The sequence below is a fragment of the Aquabacterium sp. genome, assembly GCF_016234775.1.
GTDB lineage: Bacteria > Pseudomonadota > Gammaproteobacteria > Burkholderiales > Burkholderiaceae_C > Aquabacterium.
In genome coordinates, this window is sequence record NZ_JACRAH010000005.1 from 26,422 (window position 1) to 44,287 (window position 17,866).

Genomic DNA, 17,866 nt, shown 5'->3' on the forward strand with positions numbered 1-17,866 from the left:
CCACTGTGTCATCCAAGCCAATCAAACACTGGATCGTGCCTTTCGCAGCCAGCCTGTCCGAGCCCTGTCAGCACGCGCTGCCCCGGCTGGCGGCGGGCAACGCCCTGCCTAACCTGCGCCGCGTGCTGAGCCAGTTGCAGGAAGTGCAGCGCATCGAGGGGGATGAGTACGCCCTGTCCACGCCCCACGAGCGCGTGCTGGCTCGTGCCATGGGCTGGCCTGATTCGGACGGCCTGATGCCCTGGGCCAGTTGGTGGGCAGCCCAGGATGGCCTGGTGCTGGAGGCGGGCAAGACATGGGGCATGCTCAGCCCTGGTCACTGGCTGATGGGCCGCGACCACCTCACCTTGCTGGATCCTGCCACGCTCGGTCTCAGCGAAGCTGAGTCGCGAACCGTGTTTGACGCCATCCGGCCATTGTTCGAGGAAGATGGCTGGACCCTGCGGTGGGGATCAGCCCAACGCTGGTATGCCGCCCATCCGTCGCTGAGCGGCCTGCCGACGGCCTCGTTGGACCGCGTCATCGGCCGCAACCCGGATCTCTGGCTGACCGACCACAGCCAGGCCCGCATGGTGCGCCGCCTGCAAAGCGAGGTGCAGATGCTGCTTTATCAGCACCCGGTCAACGATGCGCGCGAAGCGCAGGGGCTGGCCACGGTCAACTCCTTCTGGCTGAGCGGCTGTGGCGCAGTGCCTGCATGCACCGACCTGCCGCCCCACATTGCACTGGTCAACGATCTGCGTGCCCCCATGCTGGCTGACGACATGCCCTCATGGCTGGTCGCCTGGGCGCAGGTGGACGCCACCATACTGAAAGCCGCCTGCCAAGCCCTGGATGCCGGGCAGGCTATCGAGCTGACCCTGTGCGGTGAACGCCATGCCATGACCTTGGCGCCGGCACCCGCCACAGGCCTGAGCGCCAGACTGTGGCAATCTCTGAAGCGCCTGACCTCATCCGGCAGCGGCAGCGACCCTGTGCCCCTGCTCAACAGCCTGTAAGCCCCCATGAAAATCACCGCCCGAGAGGTCCCGCCCCGCGCTGCCTGGACCCTGGAACAAGCCGGCGTCCACCCCCTGCTTGCCCGTTTGTTTGCCTCCCGCGGCGTGCGCACGGCCGAAGAACTCGACGACAGCCCGGCCCGCCTGCTCCCCCCTGCTGACCTGAAAGGTGCCACGCAGGCTGCCACGCTCCTGGCCGACGCCATCCAGCAAGGCCAGCGCATCTGCATCGTGGCCGACTACGACTGCGACGGCGCCACCGCCTGTGCCGTGGGCCTGCGTGGCCTGAAAATGCTCGGAGCCCGCCCTGAGCAGGTCAGTTTCGTGGTGCCCGACCGCGCCGTGCACGGCTACGGCCTGACGCCCCCCATCGTGGACATGGTGCGCGCCAAGCAAGCCAATGTGCTGGTCACCGTGGACAACGGCATGGCCAGCCACGAGGCCGTGCTCCTCGCCCGCGAGCACGGTCTCAAGGTGATCATCACCGACCACCACTTGCCTGTGGTGCTGGACGACGGGCAGGTCAGCCTGCCCGATGCCGATGTGATCGTGAATCCCAATCAGCCCGGCTGTGCCTTTGCCAGCAAGGCACTGGTCGGCGTGGGCGTGATGTTCTACGTGCTGCTGGCCCTGCGTGCCGAGTTGCGGCAGCGTGGGGCCTTCGATGCCACCAACCAGCCCCGCATCGACAACCTGCTGGATTTGGTCGCCCTGGGCACCATCGCCGACGTCGGCAAGCTCGATGACAACAACCGCCGCCTGGTCGCCCAAGGCCTCAAGCGCATCCGCGCCGGGCGCATGCAACCGGGCATCGCTGCGCTGTTTACCGCTGCGGGCCGCGACCCGAAGAAAGCCACCAGCCAGGATTTCGGCTTTGCCCTTGGCCCACGCGTGAACGCTGCCGGCCGCCTGGCCGAAATGGGCCTGGGCATCGAGTGCCTGAGCACCGATGACGCCGATCGTGCCGACGCCCTGGCCCGCCAACTCGACACCATCAACCGCGAACGCCGTGAACTGGAATCCGGCATGCGCGAGCAGGCCGAGCAGTTGCTGGAAGGCCTGATGCCGGAAGACGAGCCACCTGCCGCCGTGGCCATCTACGACCCGGACTTCCATGAGGGCGTGGTGGGCATCGTGGCTTCGCGCCTGAAAGACCGGCTGCATCGTCCCACCTTCGTGTTCGCCCTGGGCCAGGATGGCCTGCTCAAAGGCTCGGGCCGATCCATCCCCGGCTTTCACCTGCGTGATGCGCTGGACGTGATCAGCAAGCGCCACCCCGGTCTGCTCAAGCGCTTTGGGGGCCATGCCATGGCGGCCGGCTGCACCATAACCGAAGAAGACTTCGACACCTTTGATGCCGAACTGATCCGCATCGCCCAGGAAGGCCTGGATCCCAGCCTGCTGCTGCGCCAGATCAGCACCGATGGCCCACTGGACGCCCAGTGGTTCACACCGGAAACCGTGGCAGAACTCGACGGCGCCGTGTGGGGCCCTGGCTTTGACGCCCCGGTCTTCAGCGATCTGGCCGAGGTACTAGGCCAGCGCCTGGTGGGCGAGCGCCATCTCAAGCTGAGCCTGCGTGTGCAAGGGCAGGTGCGAGATGGCATCTGGTTCGGGCGCACGGAGCCGCTGCCAGCCAGAACCCAGTTGGCCTACCGCGTCAGCCTGGATGAATTCCAGGGACGTCAGCGTGTTCAGATCGTGGTGGAAGGCGCCGTCAATCCTGCCTGACCCGCTTGAGGGCCAGATGACGGCATGCAGCTCGGCTCAACGGTAGGCGTTGAGCGCCTTGGCGATGGGCGACTGCCCCAGGTTGCCGTAGGTGCTGCTTTCCTCGGTGGGAAACAGCACTTTGAGCGTACGGTCGATGGAGGCATTGGCACGGTGCACAGCCGCTTGCTGTGCCAGCAAGCGTGCCTGCGCCAGTTTCAGGCGCGAACGCAACTCGCCATCCAGCGGCTGCAAGCCGGCCTGCTCGGCCTTGCGAAACGCCACCAACGACTCGGCCAGCGTACGCTGCAATTGCTGCGATTGCTGGGCAATGGCATCGCCATCACCCGTGGCGAAGGCCTTGTCCAGTTCGGACAGACGTGCCTCGATGCCCGCCACATGGGCGCCCATCTCTGCAGACACGTCTTCTCCGAAAGGGTTGACCTGCGCCATGCTCAACCTCAGCCCTGCTTGCCTTGCAGCAATTCCTTGGCGTTGCCGATCAGCTTGTCGGCAATCACTTCAGGACTGATCTTGTAGGTGCCGTTGTCGATGGACTCCTTGACGCTGGACACTTTGTCCGCATCAAAAGTGCCATCCGCAGCCGAAATCAGCCCGGAGGCGACCGTCGACAGGGTGACTTTCGAACTCTCGCTGACGCTACCCGAAGACGAGGACGTCTTCCCGGTACTGGCTCCCTCGGTACGAGGGCTGACGCCACCGACCGCTTTGTCTAAAGGGTTGCCGATCTTCATGATGTACTCCTTGATCCCGGTTGATACCGAGTGGTCACATCCGCGATATCGACGCGGGGCTGACCGACTTTAATGCCAAACACCCCAAACCCCCTAGGCAGGGGGGACGAATTGGCAAGAAACTGTTTCACAGAGACAACTCCACTTGCCGATCCCCGACCGGGTGACCACAAACCACCCGACCGTTATCGGTGCGAATCCGGGCACATTGACCCTCATCCCCGGGGGACAGCGCCATGCCCGCTGCCGCGATCTGAAAACCGTCGCCGCGCACCGTCAGCCGCACGGGGTCACCGGCGGAGAACCAGCGGCGGGCCTTCACGTCATCCTGATGGATGGCCTGCCCGACCTCCACGCCACGAATCACCGAGCGGCCCACCAGTTCGGCAGGACGGATCACGGCAGGCGACGTTTTTTCGGCCAGATCAACTTCCGCCACACGCAGGTCGCTGTGCTCGATCGGGTTGCCTGGGCGCAGCGGCACGGTGGCCACCAACGCCTGACCCCAGACCTTGACGGTCACCGGCCAAAACACGTTCCAGCGCACGGGGCCTTGTTCACAGCGCAGGCCGACGCGGGTCTTGCCCCACATCTGCACGCCCTCGGGCATGTAAGCCTTGACCTTGTCGCAAGGCGCCAGCTTCAGGCGAGGATCCAGTTGCCCCAGGGCCACTTCAACACGCCAGGCCTTTTTTTGCATGGCGGCATCGCTGCTGCTGCCCTGGGGAAGCGCCTGCTGCTTGAGCAGCGACGTCACCTGGGTTTGCAAGCCCACCATGTCCGCCGTCTGGGCGCGGGCCGAGGAGGCACCCAGCGCAGCCAGGGCGCACAGCCCTACCCACAGCAAGGAGCTGAGCGCAGCCACCAGAAACTGGACGGGTGCCAGACCGATGTCTGTGTGCAGGCGCGCGGTGGATTCAAAGGACGTTTTCATGGTGAGTTGACTGTACGAAGCCCGCCCCTCCACCAAGGACGGGAAATGCGGGGCGATTCGGCCTCTTATTCGACTCATGTTTTGACGCCACCCGATCAACATGCCAGACAAGCTGCCTCGTCGTGCACCTCCCCAGGAGACCACCCGGCGAACCCGGCAGCCAGAAGTGAACAGCCCCGGAGGGCCCAGACCATGTTGAACCGATTGACCGATTCATTGAACTTCCAGTCCGAAGCGCTCGCGCTGCGGTCGGAACGCCAGCGCCTGATCGCCAGCAACATCGCCAATGCGGACACCCCCGGGTACGTTGCCCGCGATTTCGATTTCGCCACGGCCCTGCGCCAGGCGACCGGTCAGTCCTCAGCTGGCAACGCTGGCGTGCAAGCGCCGAAACTGAGCATGGCGGCATCCACCGCCGGCCACCTGAACCGCAACGGGCAGCCCGCTGGAAGCCGCGAACAACCCGACATGAACTACGCCCTCGCCTCGCAGACCAACCTCGACAGCAACACCGTCGACATGGACCGCGAACGCGCCAACTTCGCCGACAACACCGTGCGCTACGAAGCCACGCTGCGTTTCATCAACTCACAGGTGAGGACGCTCAACACGGCCATCACTGGTCAATAGGCCGGACCATAAGCAGGCCAGTCCGGCGACTACAGGAGACCATCATGTCGATGTTCAAGATCTTCAACGTGGCAGGCAGCGCGGTCAGTGCGCAGTCGCAACGCCTCAATGTGGTGGCCTCCAACCTGGCCAATGCAGACACGGTGGCCGGCCCCGATGGTTCTGCCTACAAGGCTCGCCAGGTTGTCTTCACCACCACGCCGATGGGCGAAGTGGGCACCGCCGGTGTCACGGTCAGTCAGGTCACCGAAGACGCCAGCCCAGGCCGGCGCGTGCACGACCCCAAGCACCCTCAGGCCGATACAGAAGGCTATGTGACCTACAGCAACGTCAACACCGTGGAAGAGATGGTCAACATGATCTCGGCTTCCCGGTCCTACCAGAACAACATCGAGGTCATGAACACGGCGAAGACCCTGCTCATGAAGACCCTGCAAATGGGCCAAGGCGGTTGATCCGCAACCGATCACGGCATCTGAAGAACAGGACACCGCATGACCACCGTCACCAACAACACAGCAGCCACAGCGGCCACTACGTCAAGCACCACATCAACCACGAGCAAGAACAGCATGTCCGAGGCATCGGACCGTTTCCTCAAGCTCCTGGTCACGCAGATGCAGAATCAGGACCCGCTCAACCCGGCCGACAACTCGCAGATCACCAGCCAGATGGCCCAGATCAACACCGTGACCGGCATCGACAAGCTGAACACGACGATGACCTCCATGAGCGCCAACATGACGCAGTTGCAGATGCTGCAAGGCGCCAGTCTGGTGGGACATCAGGTCATCATGGAAGGCAACCAACTGGCCACCAACACGGCGGGCCACGGTGTGGGTGGCTACGACTTGGCAGCTGCTGCCTCCACGGTTCAAATAGACATCTACAACGCCGCCGGGGTCAAGCTCGACACGGTCACCAAAAGCGGTGTGGCCGCCGGCCAGCAAAGCTTCGAGTGGACACCCCCCAGTGGCACCAGCGCCGAAGGCCTGACCTTCAAGGTCGCCGCCACCAGTGGCAGCAAGACCATCGCCAGCACGCCATTGATGAGCGATCTGGTTGACGCTGTCAGCAACACGAATGGCGCCCTCACCCTCGAACTGCGCAACGCAGGCAGCACCGCCTACAACAAGATCAAGGCCGTGTCCTGATGGACAGCCCTCACCCCGAATTCATTTTCACCACGCCACAGCAGTAACGCCGAAAGGACATCACCATGGGTTTCCAGCAAGGACTATCTGGTCTGAACATCTCCGCCAAGAATCTGGAGGTGATCGGCAACAACGTGGCCAACTCCAACACCTATGGCGCCAAGGCCTCACGGGCTGAATTCGCCGACATGTATGCCGCCTCACTGGGTGGTGGTGGCAGCAACGGCATTGGTATCGGCGCCCGCGTGGCATCGGTGGCCCAGCAATTCACGCAAGGCAACATCAGCACCACAGCCAACGCGCTTGATCTGGCCATCAACGGCCGTGGCTTCTTCGCGTTGAGCACCTCTCAAGGTGAAACCGTCTACTCGCGCAATGGCCAGTTCAAGCGTGACAAGGATGGCTACATCGTCAACAACGAAAAGCACCAGTTGCTGGGGCAGGCCCTGGATGCCAACGGCGCACCGGCAGGCCCGGCCGGTACCGCCATCCAGTTGACCAATGATGGCTCCCCACCGCAAAAGGCTACCGCGATCAGCATGACGGCCAACATGGACGCCCGCGCGGCCCTGCTGGGCGCCAACGACTCCACCGGCACTTTCGTGCTCACGCCAACCGACTTCAGCAATGCGAAGTCCTACAACTTCGTGACCTCGCAAACCGTCTATGGTGACAACGGCGCGCCGATTGCCATCAACTACTACTTCAAGAAGACCGCTGCGGCCACGCCTGGCGATGCCACCCAGACACCGCCCGACCCAGGTACCGGCGGCACCTGGGAGGTCTACATGAGCGCCGATGGCAACACCAATGCCGCCTCGGTATCGCTGGACAGCAATGGCGCACCGGTTCCCGTGGCCACTCTCACCTTCCAGGCAGACGGCTCCCTGCCATCAGGCACCACCTTCACCATTCCATCGATCCCGGGCGGGAACAACGGCCAACCCCTCACGGGCGTGACACTGGACATCAGTGGCGCAACCGAGTACTCGGGTTCCTATGCCGTCACCGACCTCAGTGGTGGTGGCTACGCACAAGGCAACTTGTCGGACTTCCTGATCGAAACCGATGGCACGGTGAAAGCACGCTACACCAACGGCCAGTCCAAGGCGATTGCCCGCGTGCAGCTGGCTGACTTCAAGAACCTCAACGGTCTGCAGCCCGTCGGCGCCAATGAATGGAAGCCCACCAACTCATCGGGCGACCCGCTGCCTCTGGGCACCCCTGGCTCGGGCGTATATGGCTTGCTGCAATCCGGTGCACTGGAGGAATCCAACGTGGACCTTACCGGTGAGCTCGTCAACATGATCGTGGCCCAGCGCGCCTATCAGGCCAACGCCCAGACCATCAAGGCAGAAGACCAGGTTCAACAGACCCTGGTGAACCTGCGTTGATGATCGACGCCTCAGGCAGACATCAGGAGTAAGACATGGACCGCATGATCTACGTGAGCATGGCTGGCGCCAAGATGAACATGCAGCGCCAGGATGTACTGTCCAACAACCTGGCCAATGTCAGCACCACCGGCTTTCGGGCCGAGCTGGAAGCAGTGCGCGCCGTACCCGTTCGCGGGGATGGTGCCAGCACACGTGTGTACTCGCTGGAAACCACAGTGGGCTACAACGACAGCGCCGGCCCCATCACCTTCACCGGCCGCTCACTGGACGTGGCAGCGCAAGGCAAAACCTGGATGGCCGTACAGGCACTGGATGGCACCGAGGCCTACACACGCTCGGGCTCCTTTGCCGTCAACGCGGAAGGCACCCTGGTCACGCACAGCGGCCTGCCGGTCATGGGCGATGGCGGCCCCATCACCATCCCCGCAGGCGCCGAGCCCAGCATCGCACCTGATGGCACCGTGAGCGCCAAGGCTCTCAATGGCAAGACAACCGGCGTGGGCAAGCTCAAGCTGGTCACACCGCAAGACAAGCTGATCCGTGGCGACGATGGCCTGTTCCGCGCCCCTGACGGCGGTGAACTGCCCGTCGATGCCACGGCCCGCGTGCAGGACGGCTCGTTGGAAGGCTCCAACGTGAACCCCATCGAGACCATGGTGTCGATGATCGCGGCAGCGCGCCAGTTCGAGACGCAGATGAAGATGATGCAGACCGCCGAGTCTGATGAAAAGGCCGCAGCGCAGTTGCTGTCCGCCAGTTGATCACTGAATTGATTCGAGATGGCGCACTGCGCCAAGGAGTACCGCCATGATGCGTTCACTGTGGGTATCGAAGTCCGGCATGGAAGCCCAGCAAACCCAGCTGGATCACATCTCCCAGAACCTGGCCAACAGCGGCACCAATGGCTACAAGCAGTCGCACGCGGTCTTCGAGGATCTGATGTACCAGAGCTTGCGTCAAAGCGGCGCCAACAGTTCCGAACAGACGCAGTTGCCAACCGGCTTGCAGGTGGGCCTGGGCGTGCGCGCCGTGGCCACGTCGCGCCAGTTCACGCAAGGTACCCTCACCCAGACGTCCAACAACCTGGACATCGCGATCCAGGGCAAGGGCTTCTTCCAGATCACCATGCCTGACGGCACCACCGGCTACACACGCGATGGCGCCTTCCAGATGGACGCACAAGGCCAACTGGTGACCAACAACGGCTACCTGGTTCAACCGGGCATCACCGTGCCCGCCAACGCAACCAACCTGACCATCGGTCAGGACGGCACGGTCACGGCCTCCATCCCCGGACAAGTGGCACCCCAGAACCTGGGCCAGATCCAGTTGGCGTCCTTTGTGAACCCGGCCGGTCTGGAACCCAAGGGCCAGAACCTGTTTGCCGAAACCACGGCCTCCGGCGCCCCGCAAACCGGCGCGCCTACCGTGCAAGGCATGGGCACGCTGTCGCAAGGCTTCGTCGAATCCTCCAACGTGAACGTGGTGCAGGAACTGGTGACCATGATCCAGACCCAACGCGCCTACGAACTCAACTCCAAGGCCATCCAGACCTCGGATCAGATGCTGCAGAAACTGGGTCAGATGTGATGCAAAGGCTGCACCAGATGTTGCGTAAGATCCTGCCTGCCTTTTGCCTGCCAGCCCTGCTGGCTGGCTGCGTCACCACGGCCCCCAAGGTCGATGTGGCCGAACCCACCCAGGCTCGCCCTTCTGCCGCGGCCTATGCCCCCATCAACAACGGCGCGATCTTCCAGGCCGGTGGCTACCGCCCCCTGTACGAGACGCACCGCGCCCGCATGGTGGGTGACATCATCACCATCAACATCAGCGAAGCCACCTCGGCCAAGCAGGAAACCACCAGCTCGCTCGAGAAAAAGGGCAGCGTCGCCAGCACGATCAGTGCCGTTCCGCTGATTCGACTGGATCAAGTAGCCAAGCTGGGCGCGGAAGGGTCGTCGACCAACAAGTTCGACGGCACCGGCAGCACCGCAGCCACCGGCAACTTCACAGGCACCATCACCGCCACCGTGATCGAAGTTCTGCCCAACGGGCACCTGATCGTCGCCGGTGAAAAGCAGATCGGCGTGGCCAAAAACGTGGACGTCCTGCGTTTCTCTGGCCAGATCGACCCCGCCAGCATCCAGCCGGGCAACACCGTGTTGTCCAGCCAGATTGCCAATGTGCGCATCGAGCACATGGGGCGCGGGGCGCAACAGGATGCGCAGGGAATAGGCTGGCTTGCCCGCTTCTTTTTAAGCATTACGCCCTTCTAAAGATCCCGAAAATGAAGCCGAACCCCTCAAGGATTTCGGCCTCATGGACATCTCGGATCGCCTCCTCAAACTGCTGATCGGCCTGGCCTTTCTGGCAGCCTCCGCGGCACTGTGGTGGCCGGTGGATGCCAAGGCCGTGCGCCTCAAGGAAATCGCCGCCATTCAAGGCGTACGCAGCAACCAGTTGATGGGCTACGGCCTGGTCGTGGGCCTGGACGGCACCGGCGACCAGACCACGCAATCACCCTTCACCGCGCAAAGCCTCAACGCCATGCTGCAACAGATGGGCATCACGGTGCCCGCTGGCGTGGCCATGCAGGTCAAGAACGTGGCTGCCGTGATGGTGACCGCCACCCTGCCCCCGTTCGCACAACCCGGCCAGGCGATAGACGTCACAGTGTCGTCGCTGGGCAATGCCAAATCGCTGCGCGGCGGCACCCTGATCGCCACCCCGCTCAAAGGCGCCGATGGTCAGATCTACGGTATGGCGCAAGGCAATGTGGTCATCGTCGGCGCGGGTGCCACGGCCGGTGGCGCCAAGGTTCAGATCAACCAGCTCAACGCAGGCCGCATCCCCTCGGGTGCAACGGTCGAACGCAGCGTGCCCACACCCTGGATGCAGGGCAGCACCATCCAGTACGACCTGCAAGCCGATGACTTCAACACGGCGCGCGAAGTCGCCAATGCGATCAACAAGACCAAGGGCAACGGCACGGCTGAAGCCATCAATGGTCGCACCGTCAACGTCAACCTGCCCACGCAGCCTGGCGAACGCGTGGCCTTCATGGCCGATCTGGAAAATCTGAACATCGACAAGGCCACACCGGCCGCACGTGTGGTGATCAACTCCCGCACGGGCTCTGTGGTGCTCAACCAGTCGGTGACGATTGGCCCCTGTGCGGTGGCGCACGGCAACCTGTCGGTCACCATCAGTTCCACGCCGGTGATCAGTCAGCCCAGCCCCATGTCGCAAGGCCAGACGGTCGCAGCCGAGAAAACCGACATCCGCATCAACCAGGAACCTGGTTTGCTGATCCAGTTGCCTAACGGCACCAAACTCACTGACGTCGTCAAGGCCTTGAATGCCCTTGGCGCCAACCCGCAGGACCTGCTGGCCATCCTGCAGGCGATGAAGGCGGCCGGCGCACTCCAAGCCGAGCTGGAGGTGATCTGATGAGCCTGAATCCTTCTTCCAACAATCGCCCCACCAACGGGCTGACGCTGGACCTGCGTTCCCTGGACCGCCTCAAGGCCACGTCCGGCAAGGATGCCCAGGCCGGCATCAAGGACACGGCCAAACAACTCGAAGGCCTGTTCATGCAGGAGCTGGTCAAGAGCATGCGCTCGACCACCATGAACAGCGGCATGATGGACAACTCGGCCACCGAGATGGGCACCAACATGCTCGACAGCCAACTGGCCAACCAGATGACGGGCCTGCCCGGCGGCCTGAGCGACCTGATCACCAAGCAGCTGGAACGCCAATTGGGAATCACCAGCAAAGACGCCCCGGCCAGCCCGCTCAAAGGCTTGGGCGATATGTCATTGAACCGTTTGGGTACCTACCAGGCGGACAGCACCAACGCCCCTTCAACAGCACGAACCACCAACGCCGTGCAAGACGACAAGCATCTCAGCGCGTCCGAGAGGTTCGTCCGCAAACACAAGTCCGCCGCACAAGCTGCTGAACAGGCCACGGGCATCCCCGCGTCCAACATCCTGGGGCAAGCCGCACTGGAGTCAGGCTGGGGCAAGCACGAGATCCGCATGAAGGATGGCACACCCAGCCACAACCTGTTTGGCATCAAGGCCAACTCCAACTGGAGCGGCAAGGTGGCCGAGGTCACCACCACGGAGTACATCGGGGGTGTGGCACGCAAGGTCACCGCCAAATTCCGTGCTTATGACTCCTATGAAGAGGCTTTCAAAGACCACGCCAAACTCCTCAGCAAGAGCCCGCGCTACAGTCAGACTGTTGCTCAGGCTGACACGGCCAGAGGCTTTGCCCACGGTTTGCAAAAGGCTGGCTATGCGACCGACCCGGCCTATGCCGACAAGCTCACCAAGGTGATCAACACCACCTTGCGTCTGCAAAAGACCGTCACCTGACGGCCTGACAGGAGTACACCATGGGGTCAGGCATCTTCTCACTGGGCACCACGGCGATGACGGCGAGCCAGGCCACGCTGGACACCATCGCCCACAACATCAGCAACGTCAACACGCCGGGCTATTCACGCCAACAAGTTGAACTGGCCACGGAAGGTGGCCTGTACACAGGCGCCGGCTTCTATGGCCGCGGCGTGAAAGTGGTCTCGGTCAACCGGCAGACCAATGACTTCCTGGTCAAGGAACTCAACACCAACACGGCACGAGCGTCTGCTGACCAGACGCGGGTGGACAAGCTCAAACAGCTGGAAACCGTACTGCCTACCGGTCAAACCGGGCTGGGCTACGCCGCCTCTCAGGTGCTCAACGCCATGGTCGATGTGGCCAACCAGCCGCAAGATATCTCCGCTCGCCAGGTTGCCTTGTCTCGTGCTCAGGAGTGGGTCAGCCGCATGAACACGGCAGGGCAGCAGATCGAAGACTTGCAGGCTGGCGTGGTGTCCGACATGGGCACTTCGGTGAGCCAGATCAACGACCTCACCCGCCAGATCGCCACGGTCAACCAGAACATCGCCAAGTTCACGGGCTCTGGCCATGCGCCCAATGACCTGCTTGATCAACGCGACAGATTGATCAAAGACCTCAACGAACAAGTGCAGGTCAGCACGGTTGAAGCCGATGATGGCACCACCAGCGTGTTCATGGGTGGCGGCCAGTTGCTGGTTCTGGGCAACCAGGCTCAGACCTTGGCCGTCGTGCGTGACCCTGTCGATGTGAAACAGGGCCGTGTCGCCCTGGCCACCAATGGCACCAACCGCATTCTGGACAGTGGCCAGATGACCGGCGGCGTGCTGCAAGGGCTCATCCAGTTTCAAGACAGCGACCTGACGTCGACCAAGCAGCAGCTCGACACCTTTGGTGCCAACTTCGCCGATGCGGTCAACGCACAGCAAGCCCTGGGCATGGACCTGGACGGCAATCTGCTGACCACGTTTGATGCCGCTGGCAACCCCGTCGCCAGCGCCCCGCTGTTCATTAACACGGGCAGTGCCGTCGATCTCAAACTGGCCATGACGGCACCAAAAGGCCTCGCGGCGGCGGCCCCGTTGGTTGCCATTCCCGGCACCGCCAACAAGGGCACGGTCAAGGTCGACACCATCGACATGGTGCGAGCCCTGCCCACGACCAACGCACTGGATGCCGCCACCTCCAAACCCACGGCAGGTTCGCCTCTGACGGTTGTCTTTGAAACCGACGCGAGCGATCCGACCAAACTGACCTACCGCTTCGTGGACAACACGGGCACCCCCTACAAGGACACCTCGCCGCCACGCAGCTGGACGGCAGGCACGCCCATCAACGATCAAGACGCCAACAGCACGCCCAGCCAGCAGTTGTTCAACCTGAACATCACCGGGGTCCCCAAGGCTGGTGACACCATACAGATCAGCACCACCGCCTACCCTGCCAGCAACAATGGCAATGCGATGACGATGCTGGGCCTGCGTGACAAGACCTTGGTGTCGCTGGATGGCGTTTCGCACGCCACGGTGACGGATGCCTACTCCCAGATGATCGGCAACCTGGGAGTGATCGTGCAAAGCGGCGAGACATCGGCCAGCATCTCCAAGACCCTGCAGGACAACTCTCAGCAGACCTTGACCAGTACAAGCGGCGTCAACCTGGACGAAGAAGCCGCCCGTCTCATTCAGTTCCAGCAAAGTTATCAGGCTTCAGCCAAGGTGCTGCAAGTCGCCCAGTCGCTGTTCACCACATTGCTGCAAGTTGCCGGCTGAGGATTTTGATCATGCGCATTGCTACCGCCCACACCTATGACACGGCCATCGCCAATCTGCAGGAACGCCAGCAGAAGCTGAGCATCTCTCAGCAACAACTGACTTCCGGCAAACGCGTCAACGTTGCCAGCGACGACCCCACGGCCGCTGCACGAGCCGAGCGCGCCCTGGCATCCATGGCCCGCCACGAAGCCAACCAGCGCACCCTGGACGCCAGCCGCAATGTGATGAACATCGCCAGCGGCGCCCTGGGCAATGCCACCGATCTTTTGCAGACAGCCCGTGAAACCCTGGTGGCTGCGGGCAACGGCAGCTATTCCGATGGTGAACGCAAGGCGCTGGCGATGAAGCTCAGCGATATCCGCAATCAACTGCTGTCCGTGGCCAATAGGTCGGATGGCGGTGGCGGCTATGTCTTTGGCGGGCAAGGGTCGTCGTCCCCGCCCTTCGTCGATGGCGCCGGTGGTGTGGTCTACCAAGGTCAAGGCGGTGAAACGCTGGCCTCTACCGATGAACACCTCAACCTCAGCGTCGATGGCGACCAGATCTGGCTGAAAGGCAAAACCGGCAATGGTGTGTTCAATACCGCGCCCGCCGGCAACACCATCACCAGTACCCCCAACACAGGTACCGCCTGGATCACATCCGGTTCGGTGGCCTCGCCCACCCAGGTACCTTACCCGGCCGCCACGCAGCCCGGCCCCACCTACACGGTGGCCTTCCACGTGACAGGCGCCACCACCACCTACGACATCCTGGAAGATGGCAACCCCATCTCCTCCGGCCAAACCTACAACACCGGCAAGGAAATCGGCATCCCGGGCAAGGGCATGTCCGTGGCGATCACCGGTGCGCCGGCTGACGGCGATTCGTTTGCCATCACCGAAGCGCAGAACAACCTGAACATCTTCAACAGCCTGGACAGCACGATTGCCGCGCTGAAATCGACCAATCAGCCAGCCGGTGCGGTGATGCAGGCGGTCAACTCCGGCATGACGCAAATCGATGCGGCCATGCGCAGCATTCAGGGCGCACAAAGCGCCGTTGGCGAACAGCTCAACCGGATGGATGGCATCGAAACGCGCATCGCAGATCTGAAGCTGGCCGCACAAACCGAGAAGTCGAACGCGGAAGATCTGGACATGGTCGCGGCCATCTCCGGCTTCCAGAACCAACAAACAGGCTATCAGGCTGCACTTCAGAGCTATGCCTCGGTGCAGAAACTGTCATTGTTCCAGTACATCAACGGATAACGCCAAGGGTAAAGGCAGGCCCATCTCATGGATCACCCCATTCTCAGTCAGACCGCGTTGGCCTACTGCCCGGTCATCGATCGCAATCGCAGCGTCATCGCCACCCGCCTGTCGGTTTTTCCGCTCAATCCCAACGCGCAGCTCGATCCACGATCGCTGCTGGATGCGCTAGCCGAAGCCTGGCCAACGGGCGGACCGCAGTTGTGGCTCAATGTGGCCAATGAGTCCTTGCTGCGCGACCTGATCGTGGCCCAGCCCGGCACCCACATCGTGGTGGAAGTGCCTGCCTTCATGGCCTGCGACACCACCAACGCGGAGCCGCTGTGCACGCTGCATGCCAATGGCAGCATGATGCTGCTCAAGGGCCGCCCCTTGCAGGAGTTGCCGCGTGAAGTCCTGGCTTGCTTCAAGTATGCGATCGTGGACTTCGAAGAAGACCGTCGCATTGACCAGGCCACCGGGGGTGCTGGCGTGGCACCTGAGGGCATCCCGCGCCACATCGGTCACGTACAAGCGGGCGTCAGCAACGTGCCCGACATGGAAACCAGTTTCCGCCGGGGTGCCTCGGCCGTCCTGGGCTGGCCCATCGACGACGTCATCAAGGCTGGCAACAAGCCTGCCGATCAGCCTGCCTTGCAGGTCATCGTGATGCTCATCGATCAAGTCCACAAGCAGGACGACATCGAGGACCTGGAAGCCACGCTCAAGCGCGATCCGCCACTGGCCTACAAGCTGATGCGCTACATCAACTCGCCTGCATTTGGCCTGTCGGTTGAGATCAGCTCGTTCCGGCACGCGATCATGATCCTGGGGTACCAGCGTCTCAAGCGCTGGCTCGCCCTCCTTTTGGCCACCGCCAGCAAGGATCCCAACATGAAGCCGGTCATGTACGCCGCCGTGCGCCGTGGCCTGCTGATGGAAGAGCTCGCTCGCATCAGCGGCGACGACGAGATGCGCAACGAGTTGTTCATCTGCGGCGTGTTCTCACTGCTGGATCGCATGTTCCAGCTGCCCTTCAACGAACTGCTCAAGACCATCCCGGTACCCGAGCGGGTTTATCAGGCCCTGGCCGACAACACCGGCCCCTACGAGCCGTATTTCCGCCTGGTGCAAGCCATCGAAGGCAGCAGCGTCTACGACATCAAGGACGCCGCAGAGGCCCTGATGATGAGCTTTGGCGACATCAATTCCGCTGTCATCAAGGCCATGGCCAACGCCTCGCAACTGGACTGAGGTCAGCGCCCTACATCGCGCATTCAGCAAGGGGGTTGCATAGCGTGAACTTGTTCACACGCGCCTCCCCCCTGCTTGCGGGTTAACCCTTGGCGACAGCAAGTGAAGTCAGTATCCTCTGGCTCCACTATGAATGCATTTGCCCCCCTCATCGGTGTCATGGTCCTGTCCTTTGTGCTGGTCACGAACTTCTTCGTGGCTGCATGGCGCCTGGGGGTCTTGCGCGCATTCGGTCGTCGACACAACCTGAGCTGGCGTGCACTGACAGCGGGCTCATTGGCCGCTTGCCTGCCTTTTGCGGGCGCGATCCTGGCCTTGACGCTCGTCCCTTCCGACAATGGCGTGAACATTTCGCTGTCTGCAGGACAACTGGCCATTCAACTGGCTGGCAGCGGCTTGATCATGCACCTCATCAACGATCAGCTTGTGCTGTGGGGCCGCCAGCAAACGCAGCGCTGATCTGTAAGATGGCGCATGCACGCCGACACCCCTTACGCTGACCTCACGCCCGATCTTGTTCTGGATGCCCTGGAGGCACTTGGCCAACAGGTGGATGGCCGGCTGCTGCAGCTGAACTCCTACGAAAACCGCGTCTTCCAGATTGGCCTGGACAGCGGTCAGTTCGTGGTCGCCAAGTTCTACCGGCCAGGTCGCTGGAGCGATGCCCAGATCCTGGAAGAACACACTTTCAGCCAGGAACTCGTTGAGGCTGAAGTGCCAGCCGTCCCGCCGATGACGCTGCAGGCAAATGGGCCAGATGCCACCGTGGTCGGCACCCCGCCTACATTGGGGCATTTCAAAGGTCATCGCGTAGCAGTCAGCCCTCGGCGAGGCGGACGCTCCCCTGAACTGGAAGATCCCGAGGTGCTGACCTGGCTCGGGCGCTTTCTGGCGCGGCTGCACGTGGTGGGTGGCCAGAAGCCCTTCGCACATCGCCCGACCATGGGGGTGGCGCAAACCGGTCGGCAAGCTCGTCAATGGCTGGCCGACAGCGAGCACAGTCTGCCCATTGAACAGCGCAGCAACTGGCTGGCGGTAACCGACCAGGCGCTGGACCTGTGCCAGCAGGCGTTCGATCGCGTCGATGGCTTGCGCCTGCACCGCCTGCATGGCGACTGCCATCCTGGCAACATTCTGTGGACACCGGACGGCCCCCATTTCGTGGACCTGGACGATGCCTGCATGGGCCCGGCCGTACAGGACCTCTGGATGCTGCTCAGCGGGGATCCAAGAGATCGCCAGACTCAGCTCCATGCCTTGCTCGAAGGCTATGAATCGTTTGCCGAGTTTGACTGGCGCGAGCTCAAGTTGATCGAACCATTGCGCACCTTGCGCATCATCCACCACAGCGCCTGGCTGGCGCGCCGCTGGCATGACCCGGCCTTTCCTGCCGCCTTCCCCTGGTTTGAATCAGGCACCTACTGGCAACAGCAGATTGACTTGCTGCGCCAGCAAATTGACGTGATGCAAACCCCGGACGATCAACCCGCCTGGATGCTGGATTGACTGGCGCCATTGATCAATCCCGGACTGCGCCTCGGGTTTGAGAGCGACAACACCGTGAGTTTGTCTCGGCTTGCAGCAGGCCTGCCAGCAGAGAAGCAAGGCCCCATAGTAAGGT

General features: G+C 62.5%; 19 protein-coding genes. 16 read left to right on the forward strand and 3 right to left on the reverse strand.

What is annotated here, in order from left to right; translation table 11 throughout:
- Positions 1–35: 35 nt before the first annotated feature.
- Positions 36–998 carry a hypothetical protein gene (locus HY836_RS02320; RefSeq protein WP_290673180.1) on the forward strand — a complete coding sequence of 321 codons (963 nt, stop codon included), beginning with the start codon at positions 36–38 and terminating at the stop codon, positions 996–998.
- A 6-nt stretch (positions 999–1,004) separates the two neighbouring features.
- On the forward strand, positions 1,005–2,729 hold the full coding sequence (gene recJ, locus HY836_RS02325) for a single-stranded-DNA-specific exonuclease RecJ (protein ID WP_290673182.1): 1,725 nt from the start codon (positions 1,005–1,007) through the stop codon (positions 2,727–2,729).
- Positions 2,730–2,765: 36 nt separating this feature from the next.
- On the opposite strand, the gene HY836_RS02330 is transcribed toward recJ, so the two are convergent.
- The 3 genes from HY836_RS02330 to flgA all read right to left on the reverse strand — a co-directional run bounded on the left by HY836_RS02330 (position 2,766) and on the right by flgA (position 4,397).
- Positions 2,766–3,161: a hypothetical protein gene (locus tag HY836_RS02330; RefSeq protein WP_290673183.1), complete on the reverse strand. Its 396-nt coding sequence runs from the start codon at positions 3,159–3,161 to the stop codon at positions 2,766–2,768.
- A gap of 8 nt (positions 3,162–3,169) precedes the next feature.
- Positions 3,170–3,463, reverse strand: coding sequence for a flagellar biosynthesis anti-sigma factor FlgM (flgM, locus tag HY836_RS02335; RefSeq protein ID WP_290673185.1), 294 nt, complete (start codon positions 3,461–3,463; stop codon positions 3,170–3,172).
- Between the two features lie 127 nt (positions 3,464–3,590).
- Positions 3,591–4,397, reverse strand: coding sequence for a flagellar basal body P-ring formation chaperone FlgA (gene flgA, locus HY836_RS02340; protein ID WP_290673187.1), 807 nt, complete (start codon positions 4,395–4,397; stop codon positions 3,591–3,593).
- A 192-nt stretch (positions 4,398–4,589) separates the two neighbouring features.
- On the opposite strand from flgA, the gene flgB reads away from it, so the two are divergent.
- From flgB to HY836_RS02410, 14 genes are all read left to right on the forward strand, one after another.
- On the forward strand, positions 4,590–5,027 hold the full coding sequence (gene flgB / locus HY836_RS02345) for a flagellar basal body rod protein FlgB (RefSeq protein ID WP_290673189.1): 438 nt from the start codon (positions 4,590–4,592) through the stop codon (positions 5,025–5,027).
- 44 nt (positions 5,028–5,071) lie between these two features.
- Positions 5,072–5,482 (forward strand): flagellar basal body rod protein FlgC, encoded by a 411-nt coding sequence (flgC, locus tag HY836_RS02350; protein ID WP_290673191.1) that lies wholly within the window; start codon positions 5,072–5,074, stop codon positions 5,480–5,482.
- A gap of 39 nt (positions 5,483–5,521) precedes the next feature.
- Complete coding sequence (locus HY836_RS02355; protein WP_290673193.1) at positions 5,522–6,181, forward strand: flagellar hook capping FlgD N-terminal domain-containing protein; 660 nt, start codon at positions 5,522–5,524, stop codon at positions 6,179–6,181.
- Positions 6,182–6,246: 65 nt separating this feature from the next.
- Positions 6,247–7,575 (forward strand): flagellar hook protein FlgE, encoded by a 1,329-nt coding sequence (flgE, locus tag HY836_RS02360; protein ID WP_290673195.1) that lies wholly within the window; start codon positions 6,247–6,249, stop codon positions 7,573–7,575.
- Between the two features lie 35 nt (positions 7,576–7,610).
- Complete coding sequence (gene flgF, locus HY836_RS02365; protein WP_290673197.1) at positions 7,611–8,339, forward strand: flagellar basal-body rod protein FlgF; 729 nt, start codon at positions 7,611–7,613, stop codon at positions 8,337–8,339.
- A 46-nt stretch (positions 8,340–8,385) separates the two neighbouring features.
- Positions 8,386–9,168: a flagellar basal-body rod protein FlgG gene (gene flgG, locus HY836_RS02370; protein ID WP_290673200.1), complete on the forward strand. Its 783-nt coding sequence runs from the start codon at positions 8,386–8,388 to the stop codon at positions 9,166–9,168.
- Between the two features lie 17 nt (positions 9,169–9,185).
- Entirely contained in the window at positions 9,186–9,854 is a 669-nt protein-coding gene (locus HY836_RS02375) for a flagellar basal body L-ring protein FlgH (RefSeq protein WP_290673202.1), read from the forward strand.
- Positions 9,855–9,897: 43 nt separating this feature from the next.
- Complete coding sequence (locus tag HY836_RS02380; protein ID WP_290673204.1) at positions 9,898–11,028, forward strand: flagellar basal body P-ring protein FlgI; 1,131 nt, start codon at positions 9,898–9,900, stop codon at positions 11,026–11,028.
- Positions 11,028–11,963, forward strand: coding sequence for a flagellar assembly peptidoglycan hydrolase FlgJ (gene flgJ / locus HY836_RS02385; RefSeq protein ID WP_290673206.1), 936 nt, complete (start codon positions 11,028–11,030; stop codon positions 11,961–11,963). The genes HY836_RS02380 and flgJ overlap by 1 nt, the downstream gene beginning before the upstream one ends.
- 20 nt (positions 11,964–11,983) lie before the next feature.
- Positions 11,984–13,759 carry a flagellar hook-associated protein FlgK gene (flgK, locus tag HY836_RS02390; protein ID WP_290673208.1) on the forward strand — a complete coding sequence of 592 codons (1,776 nt, stop codon included), beginning with the start codon at positions 11,984–11,986 and terminating at the stop codon, positions 13,757–13,759.
- A gap of 11 nt (positions 13,760–13,770) precedes the next feature.
- Positions 13,771–15,012, forward strand: coding sequence for a flagellar hook-associated protein FlgL (gene flgL, locus HY836_RS02395; RefSeq protein ID WP_290673210.1), 1,242 nt, complete (start codon positions 13,771–13,773; stop codon positions 15,010–15,012).
- A gap of 27 nt (positions 15,013–15,039) precedes the next feature.
- A complete protein-coding gene (locus HY836_RS02400; RefSeq protein ID WP_290673213.1) occupies positions 15,040–16,245 on the forward strand; it encodes an EAL and HDOD domain-containing protein in 1,206 nt (401 codons plus the stop codon).
- A gap of 129 nt (positions 16,246–16,374) precedes the next feature.
- Entirely contained in the window at positions 16,375–16,704 is a 330-nt protein-coding gene (locus HY836_RS02405) for a hypothetical protein (protein ID WP_290673214.1), read from the forward strand.
- Positions 16,705–16,719: 15 nt separating this feature from the next.
- Positions 16,720–17,751 (forward strand): serine/threonine protein kinase, encoded by a 1,032-nt coding sequence (locus HY836_RS02410; RefSeq protein ID WP_290673216.1) that lies wholly within the window; start codon positions 16,720–16,722, stop codon positions 17,749–17,751.
- Positions 17,752–17,866 lie beyond the last annotated feature (115 nt).

Bases quoted from the DNA above. Each gene is read 5' to 3' on its own strand.
- recJ (WP_290673182.1), top strand. From the start codon at position 1,005: ATGAAAATCACCGCCCGAGAGGTCCCGCCCCGCGCTGCCTGGACCCTG.
- HY836_RS02330 (WP_290673183.1), bottom strand. From the start codon at position 3,161: ATGGCGCAGGTCAACCCTTTCGGAGAAGACGTGTCTGCAGAGATGGGC.
- flgM (WP_290673185.1), bottom strand. From the start codon at position 3,463: ATGAAGATCGGCAACCCTTTAGACAAAGCGGTCGGTGGCGTCAGCCCT.
- flgA (WP_290673187.1), bottom strand. From the start codon at position 4,397: ATGAAAACGTCCTTTGAATCCACCGCGCGCCTGCACACAGACATCGGT.
- flgB (WP_290673189.1), top strand. From the start codon at position 4,590: ATGTTGAACCGATTGACCGATTCATTGAACTTCCAGTCCGAAGCGCTC.
- flgC (WP_290673191.1), top strand. From the start codon at position 5,072: ATGTCGATGTTCAAGATCTTCAACGTGGCAGGCAGCGCGGTCAGTGCG.
- HY836_RS02355 (WP_290673193.1), top strand. From the start codon at position 5,522: ATGACCACCGTCACCAACAACACAGCAGCCACAGCGGCCACTACGTCA.
- flgE (WP_290673195.1), top strand. From the start codon at position 6,247: ATGGGTTTCCAGCAAGGACTATCTGGTCTGAACATCTCCGCCAAGAAT.
- flgF (WP_290673197.1), top strand. From the start codon at position 7,611: ATGGACCGCATGATCTACGTGAGCATGGCTGGCGCCAAGATGAACATG.
- flgG (WP_290673200.1), top strand. From the start codon at position 8,386: ATGATGCGTTCACTGTGGGTATCGAAGTCCGGCATGGAAGCCCAGCAA.
- HY836_RS02375 (WP_290673202.1), top strand. From the start codon at position 9,186: ATGTTGCGTAAGATCCTGCCTGCCTTTTGCCTGCCAGCCCTGCTGGCT.
- HY836_RS02380 (WP_290673204.1), top strand. From the start codon at position 9,898: ATGGACATCTCGGATCGCCTCCTCAAACTGCTGATCGGCCTGGCCTTT.
- flgJ (WP_290673206.1), top strand. From the start codon at position 11,028: ATGAGCCTGAATCCTTCTTCCAACAATCGCCCCACCAACGGGCTGACG.
- flgK (WP_290673208.1), top strand. From the start codon at position 11,984: ATGGGGTCAGGCATCTTCTCACTGGGCACCACGGCGATGACGGCGAGC.
- flgL (WP_290673210.1), top strand. From the start codon at position 13,771: ATGCGCATTGCTACCGCCCACACCTATGACACGGCCATCGCCAATCTG.
- HY836_RS02400 (WP_290673213.1), top strand. From the start codon at position 15,040: ATGGATCACCCCATTCTCAGTCAGACCGCGTTGGCCTACTGCCCGGTC.
- HY836_RS02405 (WP_290673214.1), top strand. From the start codon at position 16,375: ATGAATGCATTTGCCCCCCTCATCGGTGTCATGGTCCTGTCCTTTGTG.
- HY836_RS02410 (WP_290673216.1), top strand. From the start codon at position 16,720: ATGCACGCCGACACCCCTTACGCTGACCTCACGCCCGATCTTGTTCTG.